The sequence below is a fragment of the Neobacillus citreus genome (genome assembly GCF_018343545.2).
GTDB classification, from domain to species: Bacteria; Bacillota; Bacilli; order Bacillales; family Cytobacillaceae; genus Neobacillus; species Neobacillus citreus.
The window spans coordinates 38,858-58,224 of the sequence record NZ_JAGYPE020000018.1; the positions used below are offsets into that span (position 1 = coordinate 38,858).

Here is a 19,367-nt window from a genome sequence, read left to right on the forward strand (position 1 = left end):
CAATTTTGTGAACTCGGTGAATAATATATAGTATAAGAATTTTGGAAGTGTAAATATCCTATCCCAAGGAGGTCGTAATAATGAATTCACGAATGAAAATATTACATGCAACAAAATGGGCCGGCAGTGTTACCTTACTAACAGGTATCATGATTTTTTTATACGGGATTGTAAGCGGTTTAATGCCGGTCACCGGGATTGGGATTGGTACCATTGTGGGAGCGGTGATGTTCTTTCTGATGGGAATGTTTTTTATCGCGACTGAGGAAATGGTAGAAAAGACGGATAAGGGATTAGAAATCCCGACAATGCCAATGAAACCGAGATTATATTTGGTAAAAAGATAAATGAAAACTCGCCGATTGGCGAGTCCGATAGGACGAAGACAGAGGCGTAGTTGAATTTATGCGTTAAGAAAGTATAAAGCTTTCGACAGAAAGTTTATACTTTTTTATTAGCAAAATGAAAACTCGCCGATTGGCGAGTCCGATAGGACGAAGACAGAGGCGTAGTTGAATTTATGCGTTAGGAAAAAAGAGAGCGTCTGTAAAAGACGCTCCCTTTCTTCATTTATCTACATATCCCAAAGGAAAATGAGTAATGTTCCAAAAACAGTAATCAGGGCCATGGCAATCATAAAAAATACCTTGCCATAAATTACCCACTTATCTTCTGATTCGCCAGCGTGCATAAACACAACAAGCTGCAGAAGAGCCTGAACAAATGCCGTGGCAACTAGGACAACCATTCCTTGTGCAAAGGAGAGTTTCAAGAAATAGACTGCCAGAGCAGCTGCCGTTAGGACTAAGGAAAAGACAAAACCTATTATTTGTTTTCGTGGGAATAATTCGCTCATCTTACATCATTCCTTTCAAATAGATGAAGCTGAAGATGAAGATCCAGACGACATCCAAGAAATGCCAGTAAAGTGAAAAGATAAAGGATTTATTCGCAGTTTCAGGCGTTAAGCCGCGTTTTTTCACTTGCAAAAGGATAGCTGTTCCCCAGAATAATCCGAAGGTAACGTGCAGTCCGTGTGTACCTAATGTAGTCATCAGCATGGCAGTAAACGCGCTAGTCTGCAATGTTGCACCATCATGGACATAGGTGATGAATTCATCAATTTCAAAGCCTAAGAACCCTAGACCAAGAAGAAGTGTAATCACAAAGAAGGTCATCATTGCTTTTTTGCGTCCTAGACGCATTGCGTGAACGCCAAGTCCAATTGTAAAACTACTTGTTAATAACAAAAGTGTTTCTATTATAACCGGAGCTATTTCAAAAATCTCTGTACCACTTGGACCGCTCCCAGTTCTATGCTCTAACGTAAAATAAGAGGTAAACAGTGTCGCAAAAAGCATAATTTCAGCAGCAAGGAAAACCCAAAAGCCAAAAATATTCAATCCATTTTGTTTTGTACCATATTCTAATGGCAGCGAGTGATCGACGTTCATTATTTAGCACCTCGCAGTTTTGTTTCAGTTTCTTCTATTTCTTTAACAGAAATATATCGGCCGTGGTCCTGTTCGAATGAGCGTAGAGCCATACATGCCAAAATTCCAATTAGTGAAAGAATTGCCGGAATCCATAAGGAGAAGACCAGTGAAAAACCTAACACAAAGAAGATCGCGCCCATAATAAATGGAACTCCACTGTTATTTGGCATATGGATTTTTTCCACTTTACCCGGGAACAGCTCATGACCTTTTTTCTTGGAATCCCAGAATGCTTCACTAGAAGCAACCTGAGGCTCGATGGCAAAGTTGTATTCCGGTACAGGAGTATGTGTTGCCCATTCAAGCGAACGTGCATCCCATGGATCTGCACCAACATTTCTTGGTGAATAACGAACACTGTAATAAACGTTATAGACAATCAATGCAAAGCTGATGGCCATAACACCTGCACCAACGAATGAAACCATATTTAATGGTCCATAACCTGTTGCTTCTGAATAAGTGTACATACGGCGTGCCTGACCATCTAAACCAGTAATGTACATTGGGAAGAACGCTAAGCAGAATCCGATCGTAAGCGTCCAGAATGACCATTTCCCAATTCTTTCATTTAACATAAAGCCAAACATTTTTGGCCAATAATAGGTTAGACCAGCAAGCATAGCAAATACTACACCCGGGATAATTGTGTTATGGAAGTGAGCTACTAAGAACATTGTGTTATGGTACTGATAGTCAGCAGCTGACATCGCTAGCATGACCCCTGTCATCCCGCCGATTACAAATAGCGGAATAAACCCTAGAGAGTATAACATTGGAACGGTAAATCGAATTTTCCCTTTCCATAACGTAAATAACCAGTTGAAGATTTTAACACCTGTTGGAACGGCAATCATCATTGTTGTGATGGAGAAGAAGCTGTTTGCAACTGCCCCCTGCCCCATCGTAAAGAAATGGTGCGCCCAAACCATACAGGATAGTGCTGAGATAATAACCATTGATGCAACCATTGATTTATAGCCATAAAGGTTACGTCCGGCAAAGGTTGAGATAACCTCACTGTAAATACCAAATGCAGGTAATATAAGGATATAAACTTCAGGATGTCCCCAAACCCAGAATAGGTTAGCCCAGAGCATATCCATACCGCCATTTGTCGTTGCAAAGAAGTGAGTTCCAAACAATCTGTCCATCGTTCCCATCGCAAGCGCCACTGTAATGACAGGGAAAACCGTTACGATGATAAGGTTTGTTACTAAAACAGACCATGTAAACATCGGCATTTTCATTAAGGTCATGCCCGGTGCTCTCATTTTCATGATTGTTGTAATCATGTTAATACCGGTCATCAGCGACCCGATACCGGATATTTGAATCGCAATCATATAATAGTTCGTTCCGACATGTGGACTGAAATCATTCCCTGCAAGCGGGAAATAAGAAGTCCATCCTGCATCAGGAGATCCGCCGATAACAAACGAGATATTAAACAACATCGCACCAAAGAAGAACAGCCAGAAGCTTAATGCGTTCAATCTTGGGAAGGCTACGTCACGGGCGCCAATTTGTAATGGAACCACATAGTTCATGAAAGCAAAGATGAATGGCATTGCCATAAACATGACCATGATAACCCCGTGTGTTGAGAAAACTTCATTATAATGCTGTGGATCTAGCAGTTTATTATCAGGTACAGCCAACTGGGCACGCAGCATAATCGCGTCCACGCCGCCGCGGAATAACATAATTAAGGCAGAGAGTAAATACATAATTCCAATCCGTTTATGATCAACTGTTGTTAACCATTCGCGCCATAAATATCCCCATTTTTTGAAATAGGTTAGGCCTGCAATAATGGCAACCACTGTTAGGCCAATCGCTACCATAGATGCATAGATTGCAAGACTTGGATTTGGTATGGCAAAACGTTCAAAGAACTCCATCCTTTATTAACTCCTTTCGAGAGATTAATTTTTTCAATAATTCGTTTCATTAACCCGTTCACAATTACTCATGATTTTGGTGATCTGACATATCCATATCCATTTCCATTTTTGAGTGGTCAGTTTGACCTTTCTCTGGTTTTGCGGAAGGACTGTGATCGTGTTCTGGTGCTGGACTAAATTTTAAATGAGTCCCTGTAAAAGTCATTTGTCCAAGGTGTCCTGGCTTTAATAACTCATCAAATTTTTTCTCTGATAAAGGTTTTGCCGTTTTCTTAACGTCTTTTACCCATTTATCGAAATCCTTTTCAGACATTGCTGTAACATTAAACGTATTTTCAGCAGTACCTTTACCGCTGAAGTTCGCATTACGGCCCATCATTTCACCCGGTTCATCTGCAGCTAAGTGCAGTGTCGTCACCATATCGGACATAGCGTATTTTTGACCGCCAAGTTGTGGAATCCAGAAGCTAGTGATTGGTCCGTAGGAATAAAGCTTAAATTCAATCGGCCGGTCTGTTGGAATATACAAATAGTTGACAGTTTCAATATTTTGTTCTGGATAACTAAAATGCCATTTCCAGTCAGATGAGGATGCATAAATGACTAAAGGATCTTTATCCTGATATTTTATTGGTTTTGCTTCGACAATATTGTTACTTTGAACAGAAACGATTGAAAAGTAAGTGACAATAATGACAGGAATACCGACGCAAATTAGCTCAACCCATTTATTTCCTTCAATGTGAGGCGGTTCATAATCTGGGCTTGCCTTTGAGGCACGATACTTAATTAGCACATAAATCAAAATAGCGAAAACTACAATTACAATGAACGACATGATCCCAATGGATAACAAAATATCATGGGCTTGCCTTTCGGCTTGCGGCCCTTTAGGATCAAGAACCATGAGTGGTTCACATCCTGTTAGCACTGTGGCAATAGTTAAAACAAGCAGTAATAATGCCGATTTTACTTTCATGCTAGTACCCCTTTCTTTTATTTAAAAAATATCATGTTAAAAAAATTTTTTGTTTGTGATTTACATCACATCAATTAGTAACTATCTTAATACCAAACATTATTAAAAGACACCCATTCGGAAGATTTGTCACTAAATGTTCAAAAAGAATTCGACATTTTGTAAAAGTAGGGTCTATACATTTGCTTTTTTAATATATTTTTAATATTGGTTAGCGGGTAGTTTGAGGATTATGGAAAAGCACCCTTAAAATCCCTTCACATTTATGTTTCTATTTAAAAAATTCAGATTCACTGTAGTGAAAAAACAAAGAAAAGAAGCGATCACGACCGATCGCTTCTTTTCTTTGTTTTTTATTGATTTAATGCGCTAACCGCATTGATTAATCCAAATCCAGCCTTTTCATCATAACCTGGTTTGAATACATCTTCTGCTGAAGACTGAATGATTTGTTTTACCTGCACAGGTTTAAGAACGTCTTTTCCGTACTTCGCGATGATCACTCCCGCTAAGGCAGCTGTTTTTGGTGCGGCCATTGAAGTGCCGGCATACCAAGCATAGCCATGCTCTAAAAAGTTACCTTGTTTGTCATAAAGTGGTACAGAACTAAAACAAAGGTATGAGTTGTCTCTTCCGGTTTTTGTGGCTGGATCATAATTAGGACCTAAATCTCCGCCAGGTGCCATTACATCAATTTTTCCTACCCCGTAATTAGAATAGAATGTTAGATTTTTTAGAGCTCCACCCGCTGAAACCCGAATCATAGTTTGACTGCTAGGGCTTCTGTGAACAGAACCATTGTCGTCACCAGCTAATTGTCCTGGACTGCTAATATCCACCCCATTATTACCAGCAGAACCAACAACTGTTACCCCTTTTTGGATAGCATATTGGATAGCCCTGTTAAATAATCGAACATCTGCCACAACATCTTTTGTAGCATACTCTGGATCTTGGAACCAGTCATAACCGCCAAGGGACATATTGACAACATCCACATTGTCGTCCGCTGCTGTCATCAGAGCCTCAGCAATATGGGCAGTTTCAGCACCGCCAGTTGGCCCAAAGACACGGTAGGCTGCTACTTTCAGATCAGGTCCTATTCCTAAGATTCTTCCCTTGCCAGCAATCGATCCGGCAACATGCGTGCCATGGCCATCTTCATCCATTGCATCTGTATAACCCGGTACAAATGATTTACCGTAGGCATAATTATCCTTTATATCAGGATGATTATAATCGATTCCAGTATCAACGACAGCTACAACAATATCATTTCCTGAAACAGGTTTACCTGTACCGCCCGGCAAACTCCAAGAGGCGCCATTATTTGTCACTTGCTTGATATCCCATTGATTCTGATTATACAAATCAGCGTTGGAAATATCCCCTGGCTCAACTGCTTCCTGATAAGCTGGTTTTTCCGGATACACAATATTCTCAACCCCTGCATCCAAAACAAGACTCGATTTTTTCACCTTATCTAGAAACGCAGTATTCGTTGAACTTACTTCAACAGCCCCCAGCTTATCCAACTTCCCTGTCACTTTTCCGCCGGCGTCCTTGATCATTTTTTCATATCCTGCAGGAAGCTGGGATTGATCCTTAAAAATTACTATGTACTCCTTGTTCACAGGTGCAGCACTGCTTTTTGAAATCCCTCCGCTAAATATAACGGATGCTCCCAAAGCAACGGATAAAGCGCTTCCAAAAATCTTCTTCTTCATCGTTTCAACCTCTCCCTTTCTCTTTTTCTCAATTTTCATTATATTATTTTAAAGGGACTGTAGACATTCTACTAAAGTCCTTATTACAATCTTTTTATGCACCACTTTGTTCCTATTTTTGAATAATTACCCATATTAATTTCCATTTATACCCAAATTAGTCCAATTGTTTGGATAACCCATGCAGGACAAACACTTTCCCAATAAAATAAATTACAAAACTTTTTAATGCTCCATATTTTAGGGAGTGGTCAAATGGGAGCAATTAACGGAAAAGAATTTATCGAACGTATGGATCGTTTAAACAAGGAAATTTGGCTGGATGGAGAACGGTTGGAAGGGAAAATTTCTGAACATCCTGCATTTAGAGGCCTTCTTCAAAGCAAAGCATCTTTATATGATTTTCAGTTTGATTTGACCCTGAAAGAAAAGCTAACCTTTTTATCCGATGAGACGGAAGAGCGGATTGGGCTATCCTATTTACAGCCACGGACGAAAGAGGATTTAAAAAGAAGGCGGACCATGATCGAAATTTGGGCCAGGCATACCAATGGGCTGATGGGTAGAAGTCCGGATTATATGAATTCAGTCGTTATGGCCTTTGCCTCCTCCGCCTTATTTTTAAAAGGGAGTGAGAATTGCTTTCCGGAAAATATTATTTCCCTCTATGAAAGGGCAAGGAATCAAGATCTCTCGTTTACCCACACCTTCATAACTCCTCAGGTTAACCGGTCGCAAATCAACTTTGAAAAATTGAAAGAACCAATTGCCGCCAAAATCGTCGGGAAAAACGAAAAGGGAATTATTATCAAGGGGGCTCGCCTGTTAGCGACCCAAGGCGGTTTAACTGATGAAGTCCTAGTTTATTCAGCCGGCGGAGTGACAAATGACGCGGATGCCTATGCATTTTCCATCCCTTCTGATACGAAAGGACTTAAATTTCTTTGCAGGGAGTCGTTTGTAGGCGGTGAGTCTGCCTTTGATTATCCGCTCAGCTCGCGTTACGAAGAAATGGATACGATTTTAGTCTTTGATAATGTGGTGGTCCCGTGGGAGAGAGTCTTTTTTTACGAAAATGTCGATGCAGCAAATGAATTCATGGAGAAAAGCTCATTCTACCATCACGCCTACCACCAGGCCATCACTAGACAGGTTGTGAAAACAGAATTTCTATTGGGACTTGCCGAGTCCCTGTCGGATACAATAAATGTTTGCGGTTATCAGCATATCCAGGAAAAACTTTCTGAAATTATCATTGGGCTAGAAACGATGAAGGCCCTTTTATTAAAGTCCGAGGAAGAGGCGGAAATGGATGAATGGGGTTATATGAGGCCTAACCTCATTCCTCTTAAAGTCGCTAGTAATGTTTTTCCAAGAATCTATCCGAGATTCAGTGAAATCATTCAATTAATCGGTGCAAGCGGCATGGTTACCCTGCCGACTGAAAAGGACTTTAATTCCCCTATTAAAAAGGATTTGGAACTTTATCTGCAAGGCTCTAGAAAAAATGCCGAAGAACGCATAAAGCTTTTTCGCTTAGCCTGGGACCTGACAATGAGCTCATTCGGTACAAGGCAAACCCAGTATGAACGGTACTTCTTCGGAGACCCAGTCCGCTTATCGAGCGGTTTGTATCATACCTATCCAAAGGAAGAATATTGCAAGCGAGTTAAAGATTTGCTTGATTTAAAAGAATAGGATATCCCTGCACACGGGATATCCTATTCTTCTAAATATTTTGATGTGTCACCTGCAACTTCGACAGCAATGGTCTTTTATTATCCCAAGAAACCCGAACCGGCAGATTAAAAAATTGGGTAAGGCTCTCGCTCGATAACAGTTCATTGGTGTTTCCGTACGCAAAAACCTGCCCCTCCTTTAGCAACAAGGTTTTATTGAATACAGGCAGAATCTCTTCAACATGATGTGTAACATAAATGATGGCTGGTGCATTTGGATTTTTGGCAATCGTCTCGATTGATTCCAATAGTTTTTCACGGGCAATAAAGTCCAGACCGTTTGTTGGCTCATCGAGAATCAGCAAAGACGGGTCAGCCATTAACGCGCGGGCAATTAACACCCGCTGTTTCTCCCCTTGCGATAAGGTTTCATAATTTCTGTTAGCATAATCGATGCAGCCAAGCTCCTCAAGTAAGGAAATGGCTTTTCTTCGTATTTCGTCTGTGGGAGCTTCATAGAGACCAATGGAAGCGAATGCTCCGCTTAGTACCACTTCAAAGGCATTATCGCCCGGGTGAAATTTTTCCTGAAGTGAGGATGAAACAAAGCCAATTTGCTTGCGCAGCTTTTCAGCAAGATAGGTTTTCCCAAACTCCATTCCTAAAACATTAATTTTTCCCTTTGTCGGGAAATTATAGGCGTTCAGCAAATTTAGGATGGCCGTTTTACCAGAACCGTTTAAACCGAATAAAACCCAATGCTCCCCTTTTTCTATTTGCCAATTGACATTTTTTAAAATCCATTTGTCGCTCCGTTTGAGCGAAACGTCCTCTAGTTGCAGAATCATTATTTTACTCCCCTCTTATGATTGACTTTATACATAATATAGTATCAAAATTTTCCGAAAATAAAAATATTGAGAGTTTTCCACTCTAAAAAAAGCAATTATGAACATTCTTTGAAACTATTCTATTTATAAGTGTTTCCCCAACTTTCGCCGCATAATTCTACAAATTTCTTGGTTTACGATTGCTATATTTTGAACGTAAGGAAAATATTAATTTACTATTGTTCAACATTTCACAATAAATGATTTTAGGGAGGAACAATCAATGGCAGTGGAAGAAAAAATGTTACAGCAAAAGCAAACAGTTTCGATGATTGACCGATTAGCAGCTAATGCCGCTCAGGCAGCTACGGAGTTTCGCAGCTTTACGCAGGAAATGGTCGATGAAATTGTCAAGCAGTTGGCACTTGTTGCACTCGAGAACCACGATAAATTTGCCAGAATGGCTGTTGAGGAAACGAATCGAGGCCTTTACGAAGATAAAATCACGAAAAATATGTTTGCAACAGAGATGATTTATCACACCCTTCGAAATCTGAAAACGGTCGGCATTATCAGTGAAAACGCGCATGAGGGCAGCTATGAAATTGCCGAACCTGTCGGGGTCATCGCCGCGCTGGTGCCTGTGACAAATCCCACATCCACTGTCATTTATAAATCTCTTATTTCTATGAAAACAAGAAATCCTATTGTTTTTTCCTTTCACCCCGTTTCACAGAATTCGGGAAGGTTCACAGCTGAACTTCTAAGAGAAGCCGCTGTCCGTGCAGGCGCTCCTGAAAATTGTATTCAATGGATGGAAACTACCACTCTGGATGGTATCAATATGTTAATGAAGCATCCAAAAGTATCGCTAATTCTTGCGACCGGAGGTTCTAGCATGGTGAAAGCCGCATATAGTTCCGGCAAACCGGCAATTGGTGTCGGACCAGGCAATGTACCTTGTTATTTCGAAAAAACTGCCAATATCAAGAGTTCCGTCCAAGACCTGATTATGTCGAAAACCTATGATAATGGAATGATTTGTGCCTCTGAGCAAGCGTTAATCATCGATAAAGAAATCTATACCGAAGTCATTACGGAAATGATCGCCAACAACTGTTACTTTTTAAATGAGGAGGAAAGGAAACAGTTAGAAAAAGTAGCGATAAAAGAAGAAACCGGATTCCTCAATCCGATGATTGTCGGTCTTCCAGCCTTTAAAATTGCCCAAATGGCCGGAATCGAAGTCCCATTTGATACCAAGGTTTTAGTGGTCGAGTTGGAAGGAGTCGGACCAAAATATCCGCTTTCCTGTGAAAAACTAAGCCCTGTTCTTGCCTGCTATAAGGCAAATAGTACAGAGGAAGCCTTTAACCTGGCAGAAGCCACATTAGAATACGGTGGACTCGGCCACACCGCTTCCATTCATACGGCTAATGACCAGATTGTTGAACAGTACGCGATGAGAATGAGAGCAGGAAGGATCCTAATCAATACTCCTTCCGCCCAAGGGGCAACTGGAAACGTTTATAACGATTTACTGCCGACACTAACCCTTGGCACGGGCACATATGGAGGAAACTCGGTTTCAGTCAATGTCGGTGCCATGCATTTACTTAATATTAAAAAGGTGGCCAAACGCAATAATAACGCCCAAATCCTAAGGACACCGCCACAAATTTATTATCGTAAGAATTCTGTTCAGGCATTGGAAATCATCCCGGATATTAAAAGGGCATTTATTGTCACAAGCCCAAGTTCGGTGAAAAACGGTTATGTCGATAAAGTGCTCCATTTTCTAACGAAACGACCTGATTTTGTCCACTATGAGGTGTTTTCTGAGGTGGAGCCTGACCCTAGCATCGAAACGGTCATGGCGGGTGCTGAATTGATGAGACACGCTAAACCGAATATGATCATTGCCTTAGGAGGCGGTTCTGTCCTTGATGCAGCAAAAGCGATGTGGTTATTTTACGAGGATTCTGAGGCAAACTTTAACACCTTGAAACTGAAGACTCTTAATCCGAGAAAACGAGTTGTGACTTATCCGAAGCTTCGGGAGAAGGCTAAGTTGATCGCGATTCCGACTACTTCCGGAACAGGTTCGGAGGTTACCTCCTTTGCCGTCATCACGGATAAAAAAGCGAATATTAAATACCCGCTTTCCGACCCTGAACTTTTACCAGATGTGGCGATCATCGATCCACAGTTCTCGATGACTGTTCCGAAGGAAAACACAGCAGACACCGGAATGGATGTCTTAACACATGCTCTTGAAGCTTTTGTTTCAGTCGTTGCCAATGATTTTACAGATGGACAGATTATTAAGGCCATTCAGCTAGTATTTGAGTATTTGCCAAGGGCGTACCGTAACGGTTTTGATGAGCTGGCCCGCGAGAAAATGCATTACGCTTCCACGATTGCGGGCCTTGCATTTAATAACGCCTATTTAGGAATTAATCACAGCCTTGCCCATGCGGTTGGCGCCGAGTTCAATATCGCTCACGGCCGCGCAAACGCGATTTTCTTGCCGCTTGTTATTCGCTATAACGCGGTGAAGCCGACGAAATTTACGCCATTTGCCGGTTATGAGTATTATAAGGCTGATAAACGTTATGCTGAGCTGGCAAAAATGCTGGGGCTTCCGGCACGGACAACGGAAGAAGGTATTGAAAGCTTGGTTGAAGCGGTGATTAGTTTGGCAAGAGAGCTCGATATGCCTTTAAGCGTCGAGGAATGCGGTGTGAGCCAACCTGTATATGAAAGTAAGATTGCCGAGATGGCCTTACATGCCTTTCATGATCCTGATACAAACGTCAATCCGAAGCGTCCATTAACTAGAGAACTGATGGAAATCCTGCGTCTAGCTTATAAAGGGGTATAGTTTTAATATATGGGAGGTGCCTCAATCGGGGATTTGAGGCACTTTTTTTGTTTGGGTTTATCCAATATAACGATTCGCAGATAAATTCAGGAATTCGCAGATATATTCGGGGATTCGCAGATATAATTGGAAATTCGCAGATATATTTCAAAATTCGCAGATATCCCTTAAAAATCCGCAGATATTTTTCGGAAGCCGAATCCGAGAATTGGGAATTTACCTATTTTTAATAAAAAATTTAAATTTCTCATAGATTTAATTATATCTTTCCAGTCTCTTCCCCAATATTAGCCCTACTTGATTAAAGAAAACCACTAAGATGACACCAACTGGGATGCTGATCCATATCATTGGCCAATCAATGACCTCAATCTCTAAGGCAAATTGGTAGAAATATAGACAAAATGGAATCAATAAAATAACGGCGGTTACTACACCTGGAGTATATCTTCTAAGAATGATAGCCTGGCCAATGTGGGTAAAGGAATGGATAAACAAAATGGAAACGACCGAAAGAATTCCTATCAAAGTCCAATCCTTTGCTTCCCCGCTCATCGCAACAATAACCACTATCAAAATACCCATATACTCAACCAATACAGCCAAAGCAAAACCGGCTGTATGCCTTGGAAACACCCGGATGAAGTAGTTGTGGAACCTTTGCGGAAGGACCTTTAGGATATCCTTCTCATTCCGCTTTAGCCAGCCTTCCATAACAATAATTTCTTCAAAGTCGTGCACGATAAAAGCACTTGCCACCGCCCAGATCAGAATGGTTAATGTCATCTTCCTCCTCCTCTCACAATAATAAATTATTATGCTAAAACCATGATATCAAATTGGGTAAATTATCCAAAACGAAAAAAAGCCACCCAATCAAACAGTTTTGATTTAGGCTGGCTTAATCCATCTTTTTATATCCTATTCTGCTAGAGACCTGTATTTCCCGCTAAAATAAATAAGCGGTTCGGCGTTTGATTCTTCAATGGAAATTTCAATTACCCTGCCTATAAATAGTGTATGGTCCCCTTCCACATGTGCAGCTGTTACTTCACATGCGACCTGCGCCAGTGCCCCGGCGATAACAGGCACCCCGCCCAGCCGGTCAAACGCCACTTCCCGATGCTCCTTCAGCTGCCCCGCGAAAATCATCGACAACTCCTGCTGTTCAGCCGACAGGATATTGACCGAGAATGTATTGGACTTTTTTATTTTTTCAAGCATAGATGCTTTTTCCGCAATTGATACGACAACCAGTTTTGGGTTGAGCGATACAGACATAAACGCATTTGCCGTCATCCCGTGAGCCTTGCCATCCACCTCTGTTGCCACCACTGTTACCCCTGTTGCAAACTTCCCCATCGCATTTCGAAATAAACGATCATCCATTAGCAGTCCCTCCCAGCTTTCCACATTAATTTATAACTATGTTGCAAAACCAATATAAATGAATGGTAAAAGCAGGTACCTTATAAAAAGCACTTGCTTTTAACATTCTATAAACCACCAAGCCCGGAAATCAGGATTCCAAAACAAGCTGTAAATAATAGAATATTAATCCCGAGACCAATCAATGCCCCCTGGCCCATCCGCTTCCTTCCCTTTGTAAAACAAATGATTGGAATCACAATCATGGCAATGGCGGCTATACATAGATAAGCAAAAAACATCGGGGAGAAAACTAACAAAACCAATAACCCTAGAAGATAAATCCCGATGGTGATGCCAATCCCAATCCATAGGTCTTTTAAACTCCCATCCTTTGAATTGTTCCCTTGATTTTGATTCATGCCTATTCCCCCCTTAAATGCTCAAAACTACTATTTTATAAATGTTCGTTCTTCCAGTTCCTGTTGGATTTTCTTCAATTCTTGTTCCTTTTCATCCCGATAAAATAAATTGTACGTATCAAACGGAATAATCCGGCCATCCGGATGGGCGATATGGACACAGGATTTTTTTACGGAGCGGACATCAAAGTTATGTGCATCTAAGAACTGCATAATAATCACCCGGAAGACGTTGTCATAGCCGATTTCTCCCGGCATTGCCACCTTTGGCAGGCAGCATAACAAGTCCTTCAAGGACAAGGCCGAGGAATCCGGAGAATGGTTCAAGGAGAACAATTTAAATATCATATTTTTAATATTATCGTCCTGTTCAAAAACGATGGTGTTGCGCTCGCCTTCCAGCAAAATATTAGGATCGATTAATCCTGTTAGCGGTGTCACATCCCCATTAAGCTTTAAGGCATAGCCCATTGCCAGGCAATCAGGATGGCATGGGACGGGGATTATATCCTTTGATCCAAACACATTCGATTGGTCAATAATCATTTGCCGTACTTCACTCAGCGTTAAGCGGTTAACAGAAGGGTCATATTCCTCCAATCTACCTGCTGCTTGAATAGGCTGAAAGGTCACCCCGCGGACACACTTCTGCTGCAGACCGTATTGAATGATTTTTCCTACTTCATGGTCGTTTAATCCCTTTTTCAAGGTGACAACAAGTGTAGTAGATATATTAAATTCATTTAAATGGTCAATCGCCTTTTGACGAATCTCTCGTAAATCTACTCCCCTTAATTCCTCCAATGCTTCTATTTCAAAGCTGTCAAATTGAAGATAGATTTCAAAGCCAGGAGAATACGAGGCTAAGCGCTTGACAAATTCCTTGTCATTTGCGATTCGGAGCCCATTTGTATTCACCATTATATGACGGATTGGCCGTGATTTTGCCATGTCCAGGATGTCAAAGAACTGCGGATGAATCGTTGGTTCGCCCCCGCTAATTTGGACGATATCAGGCTCACGCTCATTTTTAATAATGCTATCTAGCATAAATTCTATTTTTTCTATGCTGCGGAAGGTCCCTTTATGCGGCGAGGAATCCGCATAGCAAATCGGGCATTTCAGGTTGCAGCGCTCGGTAATCTCCAATAGTGTTAAACAGCTATGCTGTTCATGGTCCGGACAAAGGCCACAATCATACGGGCAGCCATATTTAATTGGCGTATTCCAGCGATATGGCATTTCCGAGGGCTTAATAAATTCACGGCACCACTTATAATAATCGACGTCTGTTGAAATCAAAACCTTTTCCCTGCCGTGCTGCATACAATGCTTAACCAAATAAACCTTTTCATTTTCAATGATGACCTTGGCTTCCACTTTACGATGACAGGTCGAGCAGATGCTGTTTGTTAATTCATAAAATAAATACGGCCGGTTAGGCATGGATTTCTCTCCTCTTCTCTGTTTGTTTTTTATTAATGAGCCATATGTAATACAAGATCCCCAGCAAGCTTGCCACTTGAATATTGTTTAAAAGCCAATATGGGTGCGGGGTTGGTTTAATAAAATCAATCATGAACCGAAACGTTAAATAACCAAGCATGTACAGCTGAAATAGCAGGCCTTCCCAGCCGATCCTATTTCTCTTTAGCTGAAAAAGTGCGACGGCAAGAGCACCCAAAAAAGCTATTTCATAAAGCTGTGTGGGGTGCCGCTTTATTCCGTCCCCAAAGTCCATCCCGGTGATCCAAGTTGTAGCCGTCCCATAAGTGTGGTCATCTAAGCCGGTTAAAAAACAGCCAATTCGGCCAATCATCATTCCAACAGCCAATGGCAAAACAAAGTCATCGCCGGTCGAGCGCTTCCATCCAATGCATTTTTTGGCTGTTTCAACACCAATCAGCCCGCCTAGTAATCCGCCGACAATTGTTTTTCCTTCCATTAAATAAATAAGATTATGCCAATTTTCCAGCGTTTCCTTTGGGTCTTCAAGCCAATAGAGAAATTTAGAGCCGAAAGCAGCGCCTAAGATTGCCCCAACAATGACCCAAAGGGCTTTATCCATTGGGATTCTATCTTTATTTCGTGTATATAAATAAACGCGGAAGCCGATAAAATAGGCTAATGATTCTAATAATAGATGGGGGTGAATGCCAAAAATATAGAAAGGGAAGTTCACTAAAACGTTATCCTCCTTTAAAGAATACTCCATGTTTTCTTCTTTATCTTATCAGAATCATAGAAAAAAATTATCATATTTTTTAAAATTTTCTAAACGTTATTGTATTTCTTTCTTTTTTTCGATCCTCGATATAAACTGATAGATGAACAAGTTTTAGCCGAGGTGAATCTGTGAACTTTCCAATCCTTGAAACCAAAAGATTACAATTAATCAAACTCACCCATCGCCATGTCGAAAGTTTGTTTGAAATATTTTCGCAAAATGAAGTAACGAGGTTCTATGGAACCGAACGGTTTACCCTGCCGGCCGAGGCCATGAAATTAATTGATTTGTTTCAAAAGAATTATCAAGATAAACGGGGAATCCGCTGGGGAATTAAGCTGAAGGAAAATCAAAAGATTATTGGAACCATCGGTCTTAATAACCTGCAACTGAAAAACAAACGGGCCGAAATTGGCTATGAACTGCATCCTGCTCTTTGGAGAAAAGGGTATGCGACTGAGGCCATTATAGAAGTATTACAGTTTAGTTTTACGCAAATGGAATTGTATCGGATCGGGGCCATCGTTTATCCGGAAAACGCAGCCTCGGTCAACCTGCTTCAAAAAATGGGCTTTACGAAAGAGGGCATTCTACGAGGCTATATGCATCAAAGCAATCATATTCATGATACATATGTATTATCGATACTAAAGCCAGAATGGGAAAAGAGCCAGGAAAATAAGTAACCTGGCTCTTTTCATTCCTCAAAGTAGTCTTTAAATTCCTTCGGATCCTTAGCCTTTTCATTATGATAATAAGGATTATTTTCGGTAACGTTCTTTGGGTCCAAATTTGTTTTAATTACTAACATGGGTCCGGTTGGACTTTCCGCAATGATTCGGTCATTTAACTTATCAAAATCAGTCATATTGCTATTTCCCGGTTGTTTCGTTTCCAAGTGATTACCACCTCCTAGAAATTAGCATGCTGATTTTAACTGGTAAACATGCATTCAAACATTTCTTGAAAAAAAGAAAAACTAGGAAGCAAAAACCTCCTAGTTAAAGTTATTCTTCTTCGCCACCTACTAAGAAATCCGGACTTAATTCTTCGAATTCCTCGTCGTCAACATCCATGCCCCATTCATCATCATTGTCTCTGCATCCTTCAGGATTTACGCGGACACAAACCTTGGTTTCGCCAATGACTTCAACCAAGAACTCCCTTTCGACATGAACGATGATTTTGTTGCCATTTGGGGAAATGACGGCTTCACAGGTGTTTGGCTGCTGCAATACTTTTGCTACAATTTCGCTGTCGTCCATGCAGTCATGGTCACGGTATTTTAACTTAATGACATCTGTGTATTGGACCCGTTCCGTAACCACTTCTGTTTTGGTGTTATCGTTAAAGGAGTACCAAGTATTGATGTCATAAGTGCCGTGTATCTCAACTGTTTTACCAACTTTTTTCGCGTTATATTTATGGTTGATAACCCAACAGCCGAGAACGCTGGATGGATTGTGTGCCGGGCTAATCGTATGATTGGACTTTGTAAACTTCCGTCCCTTCGCTACTACGGCCTTCGCAAATATCTCTCTATATTCTCCCATTTTGCGCGAACCCTCCTCATTCAGTTTCATTTCATCCTATGCGAATGTCTATACTAGTGTGATATCTAAATCTGCGAATACTGGATAAAAGTTTAGTCATGATTCATCTTATGCGGGATGTCTAGGTGTGTGCCTTAAGGGGGTAGTCTTTTGCGGGAGGAATCCATATAAGGAAAAAAATAAGCCAGACTTCAGAAAGTCTGGCTTACATTTTTTAATGCTCGTGATCGCAATCATCGTGTCCTTCACAGGCTCCGCCGCCATTTTTCATGCTGGCGCCGGTTTCCCCAAGCAGCACATCACCACCTGTTGAAATAATGATTTCATCTGTGACAGTATTTGAAATGGTTGTCGCAATTAACTGAAGCAATTCATTTACTTCGATTTGCGATTCCTTGAAATCTTGAACAACTGGAATGTCATCCAGCTCTTGTTCGATAGAAGCGATTTTTTCTTCAACCTTTTTCAATGCTTCCGGTTTGCCATAATGCTGCAGGTTTACAGCTTGCTTTTGCAATCCCTTAATATCAGCAATTAATGTTTTCACCTTTTGATTATCATGAATTTGCGCTTCTGCCCGTTTAAAGAAATCCACTTCCTGAGTATCTGCAATCATGCGAGCCAATTCTTTTGCACGAGCGACGATATCGTCTTTTGTATACTTCGTCACTTTAGTTCACCTCTGCTGGTTCTAGTTCTTCCACCATTTCTCCGTTTAATGACCATGTTTTTGCTTCGTTAATTTTTACTTTTACAATTTTGCCAATCGCTGACTTAGGACCAACAAAATTGACTAATTTGTTCTTGCTTGTATAGCCGGCAAGGACATCCGGATTGTTTTTACTTTCCCCATCCACTAGTACCTCGACAATTTGGCCCTGATATTTTTTCATAGCCTCAGCAGAAAGCTCGTTTACAAGGTTGTTTAAACGCTGTAAACGTTCTTTCTTTACTTCCATTGGGACGTTATCCTCCATCTTGGCCGCTGGAGTGCCTTCACGTGGAGAGTAAATAAATGTATAGGCAATTTCAAAACCTACTTCACGGTAAAGTGACATTGTTTCTTCAAATTGTTCGTCGGTCTCGTTTGGATAGCCGACAATAATATCCGTTGACAATGCGACATCCGGAATGGCGGTTTTGATTTTTCTAACTAGTTCTAAATATTGTTCTCTTGTGTACTTACGAGCCATAATTTTCAATACATCCGTTGAGCCTGATTGTACTGGCAAGTGAATATGATTCATTAAATTGCCGCCCTTTGCTAGGACTTCAATTAAATGGTCATCAAAGTCGCGCGGGTGACTTGTTGTGAAACGAACTCTTGGAATATCAATTTTACGGATTTCATCCATCAGATCTCCAAGTCCATATTTCAAATCCTCAAAGTCTTTTCCGTAAGCATTCACATTTTGACCAAGTAAAGTGATTTCCTTATAGCCCTGCGCTGCTAACTGGCGCACTTCCTGGATGATTTCTTCAGGACGACGGCTGCGTTCTTTACCGCGTGTAAATGGAACGATACAATACGTACAGAATTTATCACAGCCGTACATAATATTTACCCATGCCTTGATATTGCCGCGGCGTTCCTTTGGAAGGTTTTCAATTACGTCGCCTTCCTTGGACCATACTTCTACTACCATTTCCTTAGACATGTATGCTTCATGAAGGATATTAGGCAGTCTGTGAATATTATGAGTACCAAAAATCATATCAACTTGCTGATATGTTTTTAAAATTTTATTAACGACTGACTCTTCCTGTGACATACAGCCGCAGACGCCAAGAAGCAGGTCCGGCTTTTCCATTTTTAATGCCTTCAGATGGCCAAGCTCACCGAATACTTTATTCTCCGCATTTTCGCGAATCGCACAAGTATTCAATAGAATAACATTGGCATCCTCAGTACGGTCAGTCGGCTCATAACCTAAAGCTAAAAAGATACCTGACATTACTTCTGTATCGTGTTCGTTCATCTGGCAACCGTAAGTGCGAATATAAAACTTACGGCCTTTACCCATTCCGCGAAATTCTTCTGGAATAGCAAAATCATTTTGGTACTTTACTTCTTCTTTACCACGCTTTTTTGCATCTTTTAAGGAAGGCCCAGTAATTACTTGTTCGAAGTATTTGCTGTAATCCTTGGCGGATTTTTTGTCCGAAGAATTAGCAGCGTTTACTTGCTGACCTTCTAATCGTTGCTTTTCGTTCATGTGGGTTAATCCCCTTTCTTTAAAAAATTACTTCTATTATTATAAAGAATGCTAATTTTTTACTGTGCATAGAATTAAC

Annotated in this window: 19 protein-coding genes; 4 read left to right on the top strand and 15 right to left on the bottom strand. The window is 40.9% G+C overall.

Going from position 1 to position 19,367, the window contains the following annotated elements:
- The first annotated feature begins 80 nt into the window (after nucleotides 1-80).
- Nucleotides 81-347: a hypothetical protein gene (locus tag KHB02_RS12050; RefSeq protein WP_213140714.1), complete on the top strand. Its 267-nt coding sequence runs from the start codon at nucleotides 81-83 to the stop codon at nucleotides 345-347.
- 227 nt (nucleotides 348-574) lie between these two features.
- On the opposite strand, the gene qoxD is transcribed toward KHB02_RS12050, so the two are convergent.
- From qoxD to KHB02_RS12075, 5 genes are all read right to left on the bottom strand, one after another.
- Entirely contained in the window at nucleotides 575-856 is a 282-nt protein-coding gene (gene qoxD, locus KHB02_RS12055; protein WP_213140715.1) for a cytochrome aa3 quinol oxidase subunit IV, read from the bottom strand.
- 1 nt (nucleotide 857) lies between these two features.
- Complete coding sequence (gene qoxC / locus KHB02_RS12060) at nucleotides 858-1,454, bottom strand: cytochrome aa3 quinol oxidase subunit III (protein WP_213140716.1); 597 nt, start codon at nucleotides 1,452-1,454, stop codon at nucleotides 858-860.
- Nucleotides 1,454-3,400 (bottom strand): cytochrome aa3 quinol oxidase subunit I, encoded by a 1,947-nt coding sequence (qoxB, locus tag KHB02_RS12065; RefSeq protein ID WP_213140717.1) that lies wholly within the window; start codon nucleotides 3,398-3,400, stop codon nucleotides 1,454-1,456. Before qoxB ends, qoxC begins: the two co-directional genes overlap by 1 nt.
- 64 nt (nucleotides 3,401-3,464) lie before the next feature.
- Nucleotides 3,465-4,382 (bottom strand): cytochrome aa3 quinol oxidase subunit II, encoded by a 918-nt coding sequence (gene qoxA, locus KHB02_RS12070; RefSeq protein WP_213140718.1) that lies wholly within the window; start codon nucleotides 4,380-4,382, stop codon nucleotides 3,465-3,467.
- Nucleotides 4,383-4,735: 353 nt separating this feature from the next.
- On the bottom strand, nucleotides 4,736-6,109 hold the full coding sequence (locus KHB02_RS12075; protein ID WP_213140719.1) for a S8 family peptidase: 1,374 nt from the start codon (nucleotides 6,107-6,109) through the stop codon (nucleotides 4,736-4,738).
- A gap of 255 nt (nucleotides 6,110-6,364) precedes the next feature.
- Here KHB02_RS12075 and hpaB point away from each other — a divergent pair, with 255 nt between their 5' ends.
- Complete coding sequence (gene hpaB / locus KHB02_RS12080) at nucleotides 6,365-7,807, top strand: 4-hydroxyphenylacetate 3-monooxygenase, oxygenase component (protein ID WP_213140720.1); 1,443 nt, start codon at nucleotides 6,365-6,367, stop codon at nucleotides 7,805-7,807.
- Nucleotides 7,808-7,838: 31 nt separating this feature from the next.
- Here the strand turns inward: hpaB and KHB02_RS12085 are convergent, their stop codons facing one another.
- Nucleotides 7,839-8,636, bottom strand: coding sequence for an ABC transporter ATP-binding protein (locus KHB02_RS12085; protein ID WP_213140721.1), 798 nt, complete (start codon nucleotides 8,634-8,636; stop codon nucleotides 7,839-7,841).
- A gap of 265 nt (nucleotides 8,637-8,901) precedes the next feature.
- Between KHB02_RS12085 and adhE the strand changes: the two genes are divergently transcribed.
- Nucleotides 8,902-11,502 carry a bifunctional acetaldehyde-CoA/alcohol dehydrogenase gene (gene adhE / locus KHB02_RS12090; RefSeq protein WP_213140722.1) on the top strand — a complete coding sequence of 867 codons (2,601 nt, stop codon included), beginning with the start codon at nucleotides 8,902-8,904 and terminating at the stop codon, nucleotides 11,500-11,502.
- Between the two features lie 255 nt (nucleotides 11,503-11,757).
- Here the strand turns inward: adhE and KHB02_RS12095 are convergent, their stop codons facing one another.
- From KHB02_RS12095 to KHB02_RS12115, 5 genes are all read right to left on the bottom strand, one after another.
- Nucleotides 11,758-12,288 carry an HXXEE domain-containing protein gene (locus tag KHB02_RS12095; RefSeq protein ID WP_213140723.1) on the bottom strand — a complete coding sequence of 177 codons (531 nt, stop codon included), beginning with the start codon at nucleotides 12,286-12,288 and terminating at the stop codon, nucleotides 11,758-11,760.
- A 135-nt stretch (nucleotides 12,289-12,423) separates the two neighbouring features.
- The gene (locus tag KHB02_RS12100; protein WP_213140724.1) at nucleotides 12,424-12,891 is read right to left on the bottom strand and encodes a flavin reductase family protein; all 468 of its coding nucleotides are present in this window, start codon (nucleotides 12,889-12,891) and stop codon (nucleotides 12,424-12,426) included.
- Nucleotides 12,892-12,998: 107 nt separating this feature from the next.
- The gene (locus KHB02_RS12105) at nucleotides 12,999-13,292 is read right to left on the bottom strand and encodes a hypothetical protein (protein WP_213140725.1); all 294 of its coding nucleotides are present in this window, start codon (nucleotides 13,290-13,292) and stop codon (nucleotides 12,999-13,001) included.
- Nucleotides 13,293-13,322: 30 nt separating this feature from the next.
- Nucleotides 13,323-14,738, bottom strand: coding sequence for a radical SAM protein (locus KHB02_RS12110; protein WP_213140726.1), 1,416 nt, complete (start codon nucleotides 14,736-14,738; stop codon nucleotides 13,323-13,325).
- Nucleotides 14,731-15,474 carry a prolipoprotein diacylglyceryl transferase gene (locus KHB02_RS12115; RefSeq protein WP_241113832.1) on the bottom strand — a complete coding sequence of 248 codons (744 nt, stop codon included), beginning with the start codon at nucleotides 15,472-15,474 and terminating at the stop codon, nucleotides 14,731-14,733. Before KHB02_RS12115 ends, KHB02_RS12110 begins: the two co-directional genes overlap by 8 nt.
- A 173-nt stretch (nucleotides 15,475-15,647) precedes the next feature.
- Here KHB02_RS12115 and KHB02_RS12120 point away from each other — a divergent pair, with 173 nt between their 5' ends.
- Nucleotides 15,648-16,205, top strand: coding sequence for a GNAT family N-acetyltransferase (locus KHB02_RS12120; protein WP_213140728.1), 558 nt, complete (start codon nucleotides 15,648-15,650; stop codon nucleotides 16,203-16,205).
- Between the two features lie 11 nt (nucleotides 16,206-16,216).
- Here the strand turns inward: KHB02_RS12120 and KHB02_RS12125 are convergent, their stop codons facing one another.
- From KHB02_RS12125 to miaB, 4 genes are all read right to left on the bottom strand, one after another.
- Nucleotides 16,217-16,417: a hypothetical protein gene (locus KHB02_RS12125; protein WP_213141341.1), complete on the bottom strand. Its 201-nt coding sequence runs from the start codon at nucleotides 16,415-16,417 to the stop codon at nucleotides 16,217-16,219.
- Between the two features lie 109 nt (nucleotides 16,418-16,526).
- Nucleotides 16,527-17,072: an outer spore coat protein CotE gene (locus KHB02_RS12130; RefSeq protein ID WP_213140729.1), complete on the bottom strand. Its 546-nt coding sequence runs from the start codon at nucleotides 17,070-17,072 to the stop codon at nucleotides 16,527-16,529.
- Nucleotides 17,073-17,286: 214 nt separating this feature from the next.
- The gene (locus KHB02_RS12135; RefSeq protein ID WP_213140730.1) at nucleotides 17,287-17,742 is read right to left on the bottom strand and encodes a YlbF/YmcA family competence regulator; all 456 of its coding nucleotides are present in this window, start codon (nucleotides 17,740-17,742) and stop codon (nucleotides 17,287-17,289) included.
- Between the two features lies 1 nt (nucleotide 17,743).
- The gene (gene miaB / locus KHB02_RS12140) at nucleotides 17,744-19,288 is read right to left on the bottom strand and encodes a tRNA (N6-isopentenyl adenosine(37)-C2)-methylthiotransferase MiaB (RefSeq protein WP_213140731.1); all 1,545 of its coding nucleotides are present in this window, start codon (nucleotides 19,286-19,288) and stop codon (nucleotides 17,744-17,746) included.
- Nucleotides 19,289-19,367 lie beyond the last annotated feature (79 nt).

Coding starts and splice junctions, on each gene's coding strand:
- KHB02_RS12050 (WP_213140714.1), top strand. CDS start 81: ATGAATTCACGAATGAAAATATTACATGCAACAAAATGGGCCGGCAGT.
- qoxD (WP_213140715.1), bottom strand. CDS start 856: ATGAGCGAATTATTCCCACGAAAACAAATAATAGGTTTTGTCTTTTCC.
- qoxC (WP_213140716.1), bottom strand. CDS start 1,454: ATGAACGTCGATCACTCGCTGCCATTAGAATATGGTACAAAACAAAAT.
- qoxB (WP_213140717.1), bottom strand. CDS start 3,400: ATGGAGTTCTTTGAACGTTTTGCCATACCAAATCCAAGTCTTGCAATC.
- qoxA (WP_213140718.1), bottom strand. CDS start 4,382: ATGAAAGTAAAATCGGCATTATTACTGCTTGTTTTAACTATTGCCACA.
- KHB02_RS12075 (WP_213140719.1), bottom strand. CDS start 6,109: ATGAAGAAGAAGATTTTTGGAAGCGCTTTATCCGTTGCTTTGGGAGCA.
- hpaB (WP_213140720.1), top strand. CDS start 6,365: ATGGGAGCAATTAACGGAAAAGAATTTATCGAACGTATGGATCGTTTA.
- KHB02_RS12085 (WP_213140721.1), bottom strand. CDS start 8,636: ATGATTCTGCAACTAGAGGACGTTTCGCTCAAACGGAGCGACAAATGG.
- adhE (WP_213140722.1), top strand. CDS start 8,902: ATGGCAGTGGAAGAAAAAATGTTACAGCAAAAGCAAACAGTTTCGATG.
- KHB02_RS12095 (WP_213140723.1), bottom strand. CDS start 12,288: ATGACATTAACCATTCTGATCTGGGCGGTGGCAAGTGCTTTTATCGTG.
- KHB02_RS12100 (WP_213140724.1), bottom strand. CDS start 12,891: ATGGATGATCGTTTATTTCGAAATGCGATGGGGAAGTTTGCAACAGGG.
- KHB02_RS12105 (WP_213140725.1), bottom strand. CDS start 13,292: ATGAATCAAAATCAAGGGAACAATTCAAAGGATGGGAGTTTAAAAGAC.
- KHB02_RS12110 (WP_213140726.1), bottom strand. CDS start 14,738: ATGCCTAACCGGCCGTATTTATTTTATGAATTAACAAACAGCATCTGC.
- KHB02_RS12130 (WP_213140729.1), bottom strand. CDS start 17,072: ATGGGAGAATATAGAGAGATATTTGCGAAGGCCGTAGTAGCGAAGGGA.
- miaB (WP_213140731.1), bottom strand. CDS start 19,288: ATGAACGAAAAGCAACGATTAGAAGGTCAGCAAGTAAACGCTGCTAAT.